The following is a 13,053-nucleotide window of genomic DNA, read 5'->3' as shown; positions in this document are numbered from 1 at the left end:
GAAGAAGTCTCGTGGGCTCGTCTTTGTGATAACGAGACCTTCATAATATTGCTGCGCGGAGCCGCCGATCCAGCCGTGGTACGCAGCTTCTGCCATCAACAGTTTGGTCTGTGCATGCGTCACGAAGAAAACAGGCGCCACGGCACTGCCCACCACACTGAAGTTCAGCTGTGTGTAGTTGAAGCCCTGGCCCGCGGTTCCCTTGTACGCCGGATGATCGACCACGGTATTCTGATTATAGCCCACGGGAAAGCCGAACTGGTTTTCCGGCGCCACATCGGGCACGGCATTCGGCGCATCGTTCGGCTCGGTATATTTACCCCAGATATACTTCGCCCGGGGGTCATCCGTTCCCTTCAGCTGATCGACGAACGGTTCGGCCAGGTAGTAGTACCGGGGGTTGATGGTTCGCGGGCCGTTGTTCAGCTGGTTGGGATAGGCCGTGGTGAACCGCAGGTATGCATCGTCCGCGTTTGTGTCCATCACACCGGCATTGACGGCTTCCGACACGATATCGCCCGCCTTGTCCGGGTCGATCTTCGAGTAACGCATGCCCAGCCGCAGCAACAACGAATACCCCAGCTTTTTCCATTTTGCCACCTGAACGTCGGCCGTGACGGCGGGCGTAGCGGAAGAAGATCCGTAGAACAGGTCTTCCGGCACATAGCTCCCGGCGGGGTCCAGCGCCGCGGATGCCGACGTCAGCTCCCGGTACAGGTCCTCGTAGATCTCCTGGTCGTCGTTATATACCGGGAAGAAATTCTGATCCAGGTATGCTCTGCCCGCCTCGGTATACGGAACATCGCCGTAGGTGTCCACCAACGTCATAAATACATGGGCCCGCCAGATGCGCATCATGCTCATCAGGTTCACGTTCGGCTGCGGGTCTTCTTCGGCCAGGGCGATCGCTTGTGCCAGCAACTTGATGGTATTTTCATAGTTGGTGTTCCACTTGGGCATATTAAAATTGTTGTTGTCCAGGTTAAAATTAAACCCGGAAGTAGCCCCGAGATCGTAGGCGTTCAAAAACTGCTGTACAATGGTTTGCTCACCTTCCCAGGAACCCGGATGCGTGGTCCGTACGGCGTTGGCAAACAACAGCGCCGGGTTGATGGTGGTGATGCCGTAGGGATTCTTGTTCATTTCGGCAAAGTCGTGGTCACAACCGCCCAGGACGAGGACCGCGCTGCAGATCAGCAGGAGCAGGTATTTTTTCATGGTCATGTTCTTAGAATTTAACATTCAGGTTAATGCTGTAATTGCGGGTCGTCGGCAGCGACGTTTGTTCATACCCCACGCGGTTGTCGCCCGAAGACGCGAACGCTTCCGGATCCAGGTCGGCGAGGTCCTTGTACAGGATCGCCACGTTCCGGCAGGACGCAGACAACGTCAGCCCCTGGATGAACTTTACCCGGCTCTTCATCAGGGACGTGAAATCATAGGTGAGCATTATATTCCTCAGCTTCACAAAGTCCGATTTGAAAATGAAGGGATCGGCGATCTGCGCATTGCGGTAACCGGTATAGAAGTCTTGCGGGTTCACCGCACTCGTGTTCCTTTCGCCGCTGGCATATACGGCATCCAATACCACCCCGCTTTCGCCTTCGCGACGCCCAACCAGCGAGGCTTTGGTATGTCCCTGCCGCAGCCCGTTCAAGGCGGTGGATGAAAGGATCTTCCCGCCCACCTTGTAATCGAAGTGTACCATCAGGCTCAGATGTTTGTACGAGAACGTGTTCACCCAACCGCCTGTCCACTTGGGAAGCGCGCTGCCGAAATTCACATTCTGCGCAGACGCTATCAGGGTACCGTTGTCATTGACCACGATGTCTCCATTCTCATTCCGCAAATAGGTGCGTGCGGAAAGCTGGTTGAGCGGCAAGCCGACCTCGTATACCAGCGATCCGATAAACTCGTTGCCGGTGAACGACTGTACGGTAAATCTCCTGACACCGGGCGCCAGGGCCAGCACTTCCGTTGTATTGAGCGCCGTGTTAAAGGAGCTTGTCCATTTGAACGAACCGTTTTGAACCGGCACCACCTCCAGCATAAATTCCATTCCGCGGTTTTGCAAAGACCCGATATTCCGCTTGGTATCCAGGTAGCCGGAAGCATTGGAGATCTGGACGTTCAGGATCTGGTCGGTGGTCACTTTTTCATACGCGGCGATATCCAGCCGGACCTTGCTCTCCAGCAGGCGTACTTCCAGGCCGATCTCTTTCTCGGTCACGGTAAAGGGTGTGAGCGATTTATTCGGGGAGGTCGTGCCGGGGATCGTTCCCAGCGTCTGTCCGTTGAACTGATTTTGCACCAGGCCGTAGAGCAGGTCCCGCTCGAACGGCAAGACCCCGTTGGCGCTTCCCACCCGCGCCCAGGAGCCCCGCAGCTTGCCATACGACAGCCACGTTGCCTCGGGTAACACCTCCGAGAAAATAAAGCTGCCCGACACCGACGGATAAAACTCGCTGTTATTGTCGGGATTCAACACCGAGAACCAGTCCTGCCGGCCGGTAATGTTGAGGTATACCATTCCTTTGTAGCCAAACTCCAGTAGTCCGTACAGGGAATTGACCTGGTCGCGGGTAATGGTATAGTCGGTCAGGCGTGTATCATCGACGTTGGTCTTGATCACCCCGTTGGCAAACGAATATACATCGCGGATCGTAAACTCGCGCACGCTGAGGTTGGCGATGCGACTGCTGCGTTTAAAGATATTCCCCCCGACGCTGGCATCGACGGAAAAGTGTCCAACCGTTTTGTCGGCGCCCAGCAGGAAGTCGGTATTCACCTGTGTGCCTTGTGTATCGTTCGCGTCATAGGTGCCGTTAAAGGCTGTACCGGCGGCGTTGTAGGGCGTCGACGTACCCATTCCCGTGGGTGTATTAAACTCGGCCAATGTTACACTATAGTCGTAGTTATACCGGCCCTGGATATAGAGCCAATCCGTTAACGTATACCGCAGGGTTGCCGTGCCGAGGAACCGGTCCTTCTTGCTTTTATAGAACTGCCGGCCCATCTGGAAATACGGGTTGATCAGCGTGGTCTGAAAACCGGAGGTGGGTGTCTCGGTACCGTTGGGCGCCACGGCACTTTCCTCCAGCGCCGACAGCGGCACGGAGGTGGACATGCGGTAGAGGAAATTGGCGGCGCCGGGTCCTTGTACGCCTACCTGTGGCGGGTTCCGGTTGATCTCATGCGAGAAGTTTATATTGGCGGCTACGCTGAGCTTGTCGCTGACGTTCTGGTGTAGCCCCAGGTTGGCGATGTCCTTTGCATAGGAGTTATCCGGCGTGATGCCCTTTGCGTCGGTTTTGGAATAGGAAAGCCGGAAGCTGCCGTTGCTTCCTCCGCCGGATACCGCCACGGTATTGGCAAACGTGGTGGCATCGCGGAAAAATTCTTTGATGCGATCGGGATTGGCCACATAGGGTCTTGTCTTGCCGTCGAAGTTGATCGTCGGCTCGCCGTCCAGCCTTGCGCCCCATCCCAACATGCCGGTCGAGACGGCGTTACCTTGTGTGGTCGGTCTGTTACCCAATTGTCCCTGACCAAACTCGTGTTGAAAATCGGTGAAGTCCATTACCCGCCCCAGGGTGAAATTGGAATTAAGCTCCACGCCGATGCCCTGGCCCACGCGACCGGATTTCGTCGTAATGATCACCGCGCCGTTCGCCGCCCGGGAACCGTACAGCGCCGCGGCCGTGGCGCCTTTCAGCACCGTCATGCTTTCGATGTCGTCGGGGTTTACGACCTGGAGATTGTCGCCGCGATCGCGCGAATCGTTGCCGTTTGCGCCGAGGGCTCCCTGGTCCATGGGCAGACCGTTGATCACGATCAGCGGCGAGTTATTGGCGCCCGCAAAGCCGGACTGCCCGCGCAGGCGGATCTTCGTACTGGCGCCCGCGCCCGAAGAGGGCGGCGAGATATCCAATCCCGCTACTTTTCCTTCGAGCGATTCGCCCACGTTCACGGTTCTGTTCTGACGCAAGGCATCCATCTGCACCGTCTCCACGGCATACCCCAGCTTCTTCGATTCCTTTTGAATACCCAGCGCCGTGATGACGACCTCGTCGAGCGACGCCACATCGGGCGCGAGGGCAACATCGATCGTCGTTCTACCCTCGAGCGGAACCGACTGCACGAGATATCCTACAAAGGAAAAAACGAGCGTCGTGCTGCCCGGCGGGATATCCAACGAGTACGTGCCTTCGGCACCGGTGACGGTACCTATACCTGTTCCCTGTACAATGACATTGACGCCCGGAAACGCAGCGCCGCTTTCGTCGGTCACGGTGCCCCGAACGGTTTGCTGCTGGGCGCGTGCCGCCAGGCCGGAGGCTGCCGTGTGATGGCACACCATATATAGTGTACCGATCAATACTATAAAGTAGTGTTTTCGCATGGTGAATAGGTTAGGGTTAAAGATCTGCGCGGCTATTCGACGAGCGCGCTGGAAACGAAGGTAGCAGCACCTTCCCCGCTAAACTTCCAATAACAAACACCGTTGAATATTGCACACGATTGCGATCGTGCTATAGATCGATGACGATCATGCTACGGCAAAGGAGAGCCTGCCGCAGAACGCTTGCGGTAACGAATGACTCCGGGAAAGGATGAATGCCGTCTTATTTAAAGAACGGATAGCCCTCCGTTGCGTACTTCTTCATACCGTCTTCATTGATATCGACACCGATGCCGGGTTTCTCGGAAAGGGTGATAAACCCATTCTCTACCATGGGACCGTCGAAGGTGACGATGTCCTTAAACATCGGGTCGGTATGGAAATACGATTGCCATTCCAGGATCATAAAATTCGGCACGGAGGCGCATACGTGGCAGGATGCCATCGCTCCTAAATAGGATGCGACCATGTGGGGCGCGAAGGGCACATAATACAGGCTGGCCAGATTCGCGATGCGCTGCCCTTCTCCCAACCCTCCTACCTTTTGCAGGTCGGGCATAATGATATCGACCGCGCCGATCTCCAGCATCCGCCGGAAGCCATAGGCCAGGAAAAGATTCTCGCCGGCGCAGATGGGCGTTGCCGTGGAGTCTGAAATAAGTTTGTAGGCTTCGGGGTTCTCGGCGGGAATAGGTTCCTCCAGCCACATGAGGTTAAGAGGCTCCAGTCTCCTGGCCACTTGCTGGCCGGTAACGGTATCATAGCGTCCGTGCATATCACAGCAGATATCGATGGCCGGACCGACAGCCTGGCGTGCCGCCGTTACCTGATCGACCATTCGCGTCAGCTCGCCGGGACTTGCCGTCCAGTTGTACAGATCATATTTACGGGGGTCGTTCCGCTGATCGAGGTCGAACTTGATGGCGGTAAAGCCCATCTTCTTTGCGTCGGTGGCAGCCTTCGCGAAATCGTCCGGCGTCGGCAGGTTCTGTTGGTAGAGCGCGGTGTCGCAGTACACCCGGATCTTGTCCCGGAACTTCCCGCCGAGCAGCTGATATACCGGAACCCCCAGGGCTTTGCCCATGATATCCCAGAGCGCGGTCTCGATCGCCGACAACACCGCGACAAACATACCCGATTGGGCACCTTCAAAAACGCCGGACTTGCGCAGCTCGTCAAAAAGACGGTGCACGTTCAGCGGATTCTTGCCTTTCAGTCTTCGTTCCAGCATCTTGACAAAATGATAGGTGCCGGCCACGGCATCCACACCCTCGCCACAGCCATAGATGCCCTGGTTGGTATGGATCTTCACAAAGAGTCCGTGACCGTACCGGATAAAGGCACACTGCACTTCGGTGATCTTCAGGTCGGCCGGCTTCGAATCCATGGAGGTTCGCGCGGCGGCCTGTACGAGACCTTCTCCAAACAACGTACCGGCTGCCGACACGGCCGCGCCCGCCGTCATGGCCTTCTTAAAAAAAGCTCTTCTTGATGTACTGTTTGACATTCCTGTAGGGGTTATCGGCACGCGTTACCACGTGCGTTGCTTTAGCAATTCCTGGATTTGTTCTTTGGGCACCGGCAGCTTGTCGATGTTGTGGGTGAGCCATTGCGAAAAGTCCTTTTCAATATCGTCGGACCACCGCGAATCGATCTGCCCCGGTGTATACTTTTGCTCGCGCAGGCGTTGATGGCCGAACATGTCGCGCAGGCGTACGATCTCGGAAGTCTTTACCACTTTTTCGGCCAGATGCGCCGGGATGAAGATCACGCCTCCGTCGCGCCCCAACACCACGTCGCCGGGCATGACGGTGGCCTTGCCGATCCGCGTGGGGGTATTGATCCCCACCAGGGTCGTATTAAGCTGCCCTTTCGGATCGTTCAGGTGATGCGAGGGATGGTAGGCACGGAAAAAAGAAGTAAAGGAACCGATCTCCCGCAGACCGTTGATGTCGCGGACGGCGCCATTATATACTATGCCGTTGCCGGTTTTGGCAAAGATGGAGTTCCCCAGGTTGTCGCCGATCGTCGGTCCGTCTTCGTGCGCGCCGAATTGATCGACGACATATACATCGCGCCGTGTCAGCATATCGATGGGCCATGAATTCTGCGATTTGATCCGTTTATCCCGCTGGTGGCCGCGGTCGTCTATTACCTGGTGAATGTCGGGGCGCCCGGGCATGAACGTGGCCGTGACGGCCCGGCCGACGAGGACACTGTCGGGGTTGATCATTACCCATCCGTCGTCGTATTGATGTTTGTAGTTCTCGTTGCGCAGCACGGCCCACGCTTCTTCCAGCGTGACCCGCTTCATCCGGTCGAGGATCGCGTCGGGAACTTTCGGCCGGCCGTCGGTATACCGGTCTCCTTTCCATTCGGGCGTCAGAAATATAAGCTCGTCCCTGGAGATCTGCTGGCCCAGGGCCGTCATGCCGTGCACGACGCAACCGATGAGCAGCAACATTTTTATCTTTATCATAACGAAAGGATTATCATTCACCCTGCGTCCCGGCGGGGCCACGGTGAATATGTACTAAAGATTCTCAACACGCGGGAAATAAACTTCTATTAATCGTCGCTGAAAGATTTTACACACACGTTTTAAACCAGCGGTTTTTAGCCTGGATGCCCGGAAACATTTGCAGCCTGGTTATTTGAAAAATTATGTTTTACTTTAGTAACGTAACGCCACCATTACCTATATGCCCTCAACGCAGGAGACCGATACCCTCGACGCCCTCACCATTGAACAGCTGCAAAAACTAAAGCTTCAGGAAGAGATCAGAAATTTGCGAAAGCCCCTGTGGGCGCAGATCCCGTTCATTTCCGTCATCACCACGCTGGTCATTGCGTTTACCGGAACGACGATCACCATCTGGCAGATCAAGAGCAAGACCGAAGCCGTGCTGGCCGAGCAACGACAGCATTTTGCGGACGAAGTGGAGAAGCTGGAGGAAGACAAAAACCAAGCCCAGCGACTGATGGATGAAGCGCTCGCCAAGTACCAGGAAGCGCGGACGGAAAAGGCCGCTGTTCTCTCGGAGAAAACGGAGATTGCCAATAAAGCAAACGAAATGCGGGAGCTGCGCCTGCGTGACAAGGAAGAGGACCTTCGGACGCGTGTAACGAACCTTGAAAAATTTTATGAGGACTTACGGAACCGAGACAATGCATACATCAGCGGTTTCACCAGGGGCTTTGTCATGAAAAATCCCACCGTGCAGGCAGACATCGCCCGGTTCGCAAAAGACGGCGAAAAGGAGCTCATGGAAGAATGGCTGAAAAGCCAGGTCTTGTTCACCGGCATTAAGCGGTTCCAGGAGTACGTCCGGGAGACCGCCCCCCCCGTTAACAAACAGTAAAACCGGACATCCGTTGACGATCGTGGCATTGATCCACAGGTTTTTCCCGGCTTTGTGCTCGATATATTGCAAAATATCAACAACATAATCTGAAATATTTCGTTTATCTTTGTAAAATATTACAGATAATGGATTATCGATCCGCCCTTACACATTTCTCAAACCAGCCGTTGTCCCATCAATTGCTGGTGTCCATTTTTAAGGACTATGAGCGGCCGAATGATAAAATTTATCAGTTAGCGAAGGAGGGTGTAATTCAGTCGATCAAAAAAGGGTTATACGTTGCTGGCCCGGCGTTGAACATCGATCGAAAACCAGAACCGTTCCTGCTGGCGAATCACATCCTGGGGCCAAGCTATGTGTCTGTTGAAACCGCATTATCCTATCACGGCCTTATTCCAGAACGTGTTTATGAAATTGCGTCCATGACCACGCAGGCTCCCCGCAAATTCGCTACCTCCCTGGGCACCTTTACCTATACGCGACTTTCATTGCCTTACTATGCCTTTGGCGTCCGATCCGAAAAATTAGCCGACGATCAATATGCCATGGTTGCTTCTCCGGAGAAAGCATTGTTTGATAAGATCATCACGACTTCAGGGTTGTTACTCCGCAGCAGGAAAGCAGCAAGAGAATTCCTGCTTGAAAACATGCGGATGGACGAAGATCTTTTGCGGCAACTCGATACAAAAGAAATGACGGGCTGGATCAAAGGAAGTTTAAAAGAAGAAAGTCTGTCCATGGCCGTCCATGTAATTCAGGAATTATGATCAAAGACTGGCTGGCGGAATATAATCCCAGGAATAAAGACGAAGCACAATCAGCCCTTCGCGAGATCATGCAGGAAGTCGCGTTGGCCGGGTTGTATCGCGGTGGTTTTTTTGAGAAGGCCGCATTTTATGGCGGCACTGCCCTTCGCATATTTCACGGTCTGGATCGTTTTTCAGAAGACCTGGATTTTTCCCTACTGCAACCCGAACCTGATTTTTCGTTGGATAAATACCTCGATGCCGTTCAGACCGAGTTTCAAGCTCTCGGGATGCAGGTGTCGGTAAAAGAAAAGAAAAAAGCAAAGGACACTCATGTCGATTCTGCTTTTTTGAAATCTGAAACAATTTGGAGAGAGCTTGTACTGGAAGGTATCATTCCGCAAAGCGGTCTCCAACAGCAAGCCAGCATCAAGATAAAGATTGAAGTCGATACCATGCCGCCGGTCGGCTTTGAAACAGAGGAGAAACTGCTGCTACGACCTTTCTCATTCTACGTGAAATGCTTTACGCTACCGAATCTGTTTGCCGGCAAACTGCATGCGCTGCTTTTTCGCAAATGGAGGGAGAATGTAAAAGGTCGGGATTGGTACGATTTCGAATGGTATATAAAGAAAGGGATTGCGATGGATCTAGAACACTTCCTTGAGCGCGCACAAGGAAGTGGTGATCTGCCCGACAATACAGTGACGGAACAACAACTCAGAACGTTATTGACCGACAGGATCCACTCGGTGGATATGGAAAAAGTGAAAGCCGATGCCGTTCGGTTTATTCCCGACGGTACCCGGCTTGCTATCTGGTCTCAGAAGTATTTCGATGACTTAGCGGAACATTTAAGGGTAAGGTAATCGTGCATTTGTTCCTCTATTTCCTCCCGCGTTGTTTGCCCGCCCTGGTCGTCCTGGGGGCGCTGCTGTTGCCGCTATCCGCCAAAGGGCAGTCACCCTCCACGATCGAAACAATGGCCATGGAGGGCTATGCGCAGCGCTTTACCGACACGGTGGCCAGCCTGAACATGCAGCAGATGGCGCTGACGTTGGCGCGGCAGCAAAACAGCGTGGAAGACAAATCGATCTGCTATGCTTACCTGGCGCTGACGCACAGACGGCTCCTGCACCTGAAAGACTTTACCCGTTATGCCGACTCTTCATACCTGGAAGCAGGAAAGACAAACAGCCCGCGGGCAAACGCGTATAGCGCGATGGCCATGGGCGCGCTCAAATCCTATATAGAAGACAACGCCCGGGCATTGGACTACCTGCTGGATGCGTACAGGCTCTTTGCCTCGCTGAAAGCGTACGATCTTTGCGCCCGGATCGGGGCGGATATCTCTTACCTGTTTGCGTCTGCGTCGCCCTCGCGGGCGAAAAAATATGCCGACGAAGCCCTCTCCTACGCCATGCAGACAGGCGACCCCGAGAGTATCCTCCACGCACGCCTGGCCGTGGGGAGCTACCTGCTGGACGAGGCGGAGCCTGATGACCAGGAACAATGGTCCGAAGCGGTTGACTTCTACCGGCACACGGTCCTGCTGGCGGAACGGGATGCCGCCTATATTGTCAGTAAAAGCAACATCGGCGTAGCGTATGTCAATCTTGCCGTGCTGTATATGAACGGTCCGAAGCCCATCGACGAGGAAGCTTTTTTGTTCAACCTGGAAAAGACGATCGAGATCGCCCGTCAGTACAACCTGAAGAATATCTACCGGAGCTCGATCGGTTTGCGGGGGCAGTACTTTATGCAGAAGGGAGAATATACCATTGCCGAAGAGCTCTTTCAGGAAGGGATCGCCTACCAGCGATCGCTTCCGTACGAGGACAATGCTATATTGGCTACATTTTACGAGTATCTGAAAGATATCGCTGCCCGGCGGGGGGATTACTGGTCTTACTACCGCTATGACCAGTCGTTTGTCGAGCACAACAAGCTGAAGTACGACGAGTCGACGCAACGCACGCTGCAGTATGCCGATGCGCGCTTTGAATCGGAAAGACAGACATCGCTGATCCACCAGCTGGAAGAGGATAACAAGCTTCAGCGAAAGAACCAGCTGCTGGGGTACGGCATCGCGATCGTGTTGCTGATCGGCCTGGTGTTCATGTATCGTTCCTACTACTACCGGCAACGGTATTACCAGAACCGCGAAGACATTCTGAAGCAGCAACAGTCCAACAACGAGCTCCGCATGCAGCTCCTGGAAAAGGAGACGCTCGAAAGCCTCGCGGAAAAGCTCTCGCTGGAACGGCGGCTGCTGAGCTCGCAGATGGACCCGCATTTTATCTTCAATGCGTTGGGCAACATTCAGAGTATGATGCTGCAAAAGGACACGGCCCAGGCTGTCTCCTACCTGGGCAAGTTTGCAAAACTTACACGCCAGGTGCTGGAACAGTCGCGCACAGGGGCCATATCGCTGGCAGCCGAGATGGAAACGCTGAATAACTACCTCTCGCTGCAACAGCTTCGGCTGAACGACAGCTTTCACTACCGCATGGTGTGCGACGCAGGAACCGAGACGGGTATACGGATACCGCCCCTGCTGATCCAGCCGTTCGTAGAGAATGCGGTAGAGCATGGGTTGAAGCCGCTGCCCCCGGCCCAGCCGGGATTGCTGGAGATCCGGTTCCGGGAAGACGCGGGGGAAAAGCTGCTGACCTGTACCATTACCGACAACGGCATCGGCCTGGCCGAATCCAAACGCCGGAAAGCACACGATGCGCACCGGTCGTTGTCGACCCGGATCACCGACGAGCGTCTGTCACTGATGATGAAGAACAATCCCCGGGCCGGCTTTGCCGTGCATGAGGGCACGCCCGACGGGCCGGGCTGTACCGTGATCTTACACATTCCTATAGTCGACGAAGATGTATAAAGCAGTCATTATCGAAGATGAGCACCGCCTGCGGGAGGCGCTTTCCATTTTACTGGAAATGGTGGCCGGCGACGCGGTGGTCGTTGTCGGCTATGCCGAACACGTGGACGACGCCGTCAGGCTGGTCAACCGCTTAAAGCCGGACCTGGTGTTTATGGATATCATTTTAAAAGACGGCACGGGGTTCGATGTGCTGCAACGTCTTGACTACCGGGGCTTTCGCCTGATCTTCACCACGGCGTACGAGGAGTATGCCATCCGGGCGTTTAAATTCAGCGCCATCGACTACCTGCTCAAGCCCATCGACCCGGAGGAACTCCGCCTGGCGATCGGCCGGATCAAAGACCTGCAGGAAAAAGTGGTCGGCGAGCAGCAGCTGCAAGAATTGCAGGACAACCTCCAGAAGGCCCCCGAGCGGCTGGTGCTGCCCACCCTGGAGGCCATGCACGTGGTGAAGGTCGATGAGATCGTGCGTTGTGAGACTTCCGGCTCGTACACTACATTCCTGTTGGCGGACGGGCGGAAGATCATCGTTTCGAAGCCCCTGAAAAACTACGAGGACATGCTGTTGCCGCCCCTGTTCTTCCGGGTGCACCAGTCCCACCTGATCAACGTTCACTACATCCAGAGCTATTCGAAAGAAGGGCTGATCCTGATGAAAGACAAGACGAGCATTCCCCTTTCACGGACTAAAAAGGAGGCTTTCTTTAAACTCATGACGGAAGACGGCGGTTCCTGAAAAACGAATATGGACTGAAACGCGTCGGATACCAAGCGAACCCCACCGAAGGCCAAGCGCCTGTTTTACGGCGTATCTGCGATCCCTATGTTTGCCTCATATTAGTAGCAACCGCAACAAACCCCACTATTATGAGCAACAAAACACTGGCAATCTTAAGCTACATCACGATCATCGGATGGCTTATCGCCTTCGTCAAGAACAACGACCAGAACCCCAAGGATGAGCTGGTAACCTACCATCTGAAACAGGGCTTCGGCTTCTTTATCCTGGCGATCGCCGTCAACATCGCGACCACCATCGTCGTGATGATCATGCCGTTCCTTTTCTTCCTGAACTACGTCGGACTTCTTCTCCTGGTACTCTGGGTATTCGCGATCATCAACGCCGTGAATATGCAAAAGAAGCCGATCCCGGTTGTCGGCCCCATGTTCGAAAATCAGTTTGCTTTTATCGGATAGATCTCAGACGCGTACAGACCCTCTCTCGCGAAAGGACCCTCTCTCTTTCTCTTGCGAAAAGACCCGCTGTCGCGAAAAGATCCTTCTCTCTCAAAAAGGCCGCTTCACGTGAAGTGGCTTTTTTATTTCACCGGCCGAACCAGCTCTTTCTCCAGGTACGGTGCTGTTTTGCTTCGCAAAGCCTTTGCTACCACGGCCGGCGGCCCTTCTGCCACCACCCGTCCGCCTTCGTCACCGGCACCGGGCCCTATATCGACCACCCAATCGCTGCCGGCCACCACCTGCATATCGTGCTCGACGACGATCACCGTATTGCCTGCATCCACCAGGCCGTTCAGCTGCTTCATCAGCTTGCGAACATAACACGGCTGTAGCAAGCACGTGGCGACTTCGTGTTGTAACAGCCAGTCGCCGCGCTGCCCCCCGAGATCAGACGGTGGGCCGCGGGGG

10 protein-coding genes and 1 pseudogene are annotated in these 13,053 nt (G+C 54.7%); 6 read left to right on the top strand and 5 right to left on the bottom strand.

Annotated features, from left to right (window positions below):
- From KK078_RS29650 to KK078_RS29635, 4 genes are all read right to left on the bottom strand, one after another.
- The coding region (locus tag KK078_RS29650; RefSeq protein WP_254094536.1) for a SusD/RagB family nutrient-binding outer membrane lipoprotein at positions 1 to 1,224 on the bottom strand (1,224 nt) is incomplete at its 3' end.
- A gap of 4 nt (positions 1,225 to 1,228) precedes the next feature.
- Positions 1,229 to 4,402, bottom strand: a complete 3,174-nt coding sequence (locus KK078_RS29645; protein WP_254094534.1) for a SusC/RagA family TonB-linked outer membrane protein — start codon at positions 4,400 to 4,402, stop codon at positions 1,229 to 1,231.
- A gap of 223 nt (positions 4,403 to 4,625) precedes the next feature.
- Positions 4,626 to 5,909, bottom strand: coding sequence for a mandelate racemase/muconate lactonizing enzyme family protein (locus KK078_RS29640; protein WP_254094532.1), 1,284 nt, complete (start codon positions 5,907 to 5,909; stop codon positions 4,626 to 4,628).
- A gap of 24 nt (positions 5,910 to 5,933) precedes the next feature.
- The gene (locus KK078_RS29635; protein WP_254094530.1) at positions 5,934 to 6,881 is read right to left on the bottom strand and encodes an RraA family protein; all 948 of its coding nucleotides are present in this window, start codon (positions 6,879 to 6,881) and stop codon (positions 5,934 to 5,936) included.
- A 223-nt stretch (positions 6,882 to 7,104) separates the two neighbouring features.
- Here KK078_RS29635 and KK078_RS29630 point away from each other — a divergent pair, with 223 nt between their 5' ends.
- The 6 genes from KK078_RS29630 (at position 7,105) to KK078_RS29605 (ending at position 12,603) form a co-directional block, all read left to right on the top strand.
- The gene (locus tag KK078_RS29630) at positions 7,105 to 7,764 is read left to right on the top strand and encodes a hypothetical protein (RefSeq protein ID WP_254094528.1); all 660 of its coding nucleotides are present in this window, start codon (positions 7,105 to 7,107) and stop codon (positions 7,762 to 7,764) included.
- 128 nt (positions 7,765 to 7,892) lie between these two features.
- Complete coding sequence (locus tag KK078_RS29625; RefSeq protein WP_254094526.1) at positions 7,893 to 8,534, top strand: type IV toxin-antitoxin system AbiEi family antitoxin domain-containing protein; 642 nt, start codon at positions 7,893 to 7,895, stop codon at positions 8,532 to 8,534.
- Complete coding sequence (locus KK078_RS29620; RefSeq protein WP_254094518.1) at positions 8,531 to 9,382, top strand: nucleotidyl transferase AbiEii/AbiGii toxin family protein; 852 nt, start codon at positions 8,531 to 8,533, stop codon at positions 9,380 to 9,382. Before KK078_RS29625 ends, KK078_RS29620 begins: the two co-directional genes overlap by 4 nt.
- 2 nt (positions 9,383 to 9,384) lie before the next feature.
- The gene (locus KK078_RS29615) at positions 9,385 to 11,403 is read left to right on the top strand and encodes a histidine kinase (RefSeq protein WP_254094516.1); all 2,019 of its coding nucleotides are present in this window, start codon (positions 9,385 to 9,387) and stop codon (positions 11,401 to 11,403) included.
- A complete protein-coding gene (locus KK078_RS29610; RefSeq protein ID WP_254094514.1) occupies positions 11,396 to 12,142 on the top strand; it encodes a LytR/AlgR family response regulator transcription factor in 747 nt (248 codons plus the stop codon). Before KK078_RS29615 ends, KK078_RS29610 begins: the two co-directional genes overlap by 8 nt.
- A gap of 131 nt (positions 12,143 to 12,273) precedes the next feature.
- Positions 12,274 to 12,603 carry a hypothetical protein gene (locus KK078_RS29605; RefSeq protein ID WP_254094512.1) on the top strand — a complete coding sequence of 110 codons (330 nt, stop codon included), beginning with the start codon at positions 12,274 to 12,276 and terminating at the stop codon, positions 12,601 to 12,603.
- Positions 12,604 to 12,725: 122 nt separating this feature from the next.
- Here KK078_RS29605 and KK078_RS29600 read toward each other — a convergent pair.
- Positions 12,726 to 13,053: pseudogene (locus tag KK078_RS29600) on the bottom strand (hypothetical protein); the annotation flags it as partial.

Origin of the sequence: Dawidia soli (genome assembly GCF_018598185.1) — a bacterium.
Taxonomy (GTDB): Bacteria; Bacteroidota; Bacteroidia; order Cytophagales; family Cyclobacteriaceae; genus Ohtaekwangia; species Ohtaekwangia soli.
The sequence above is the reverse complement of the archived record's forward strand: the minus strand, read 5'-3'. Positions and strand labels throughout refer to the sequence as shown.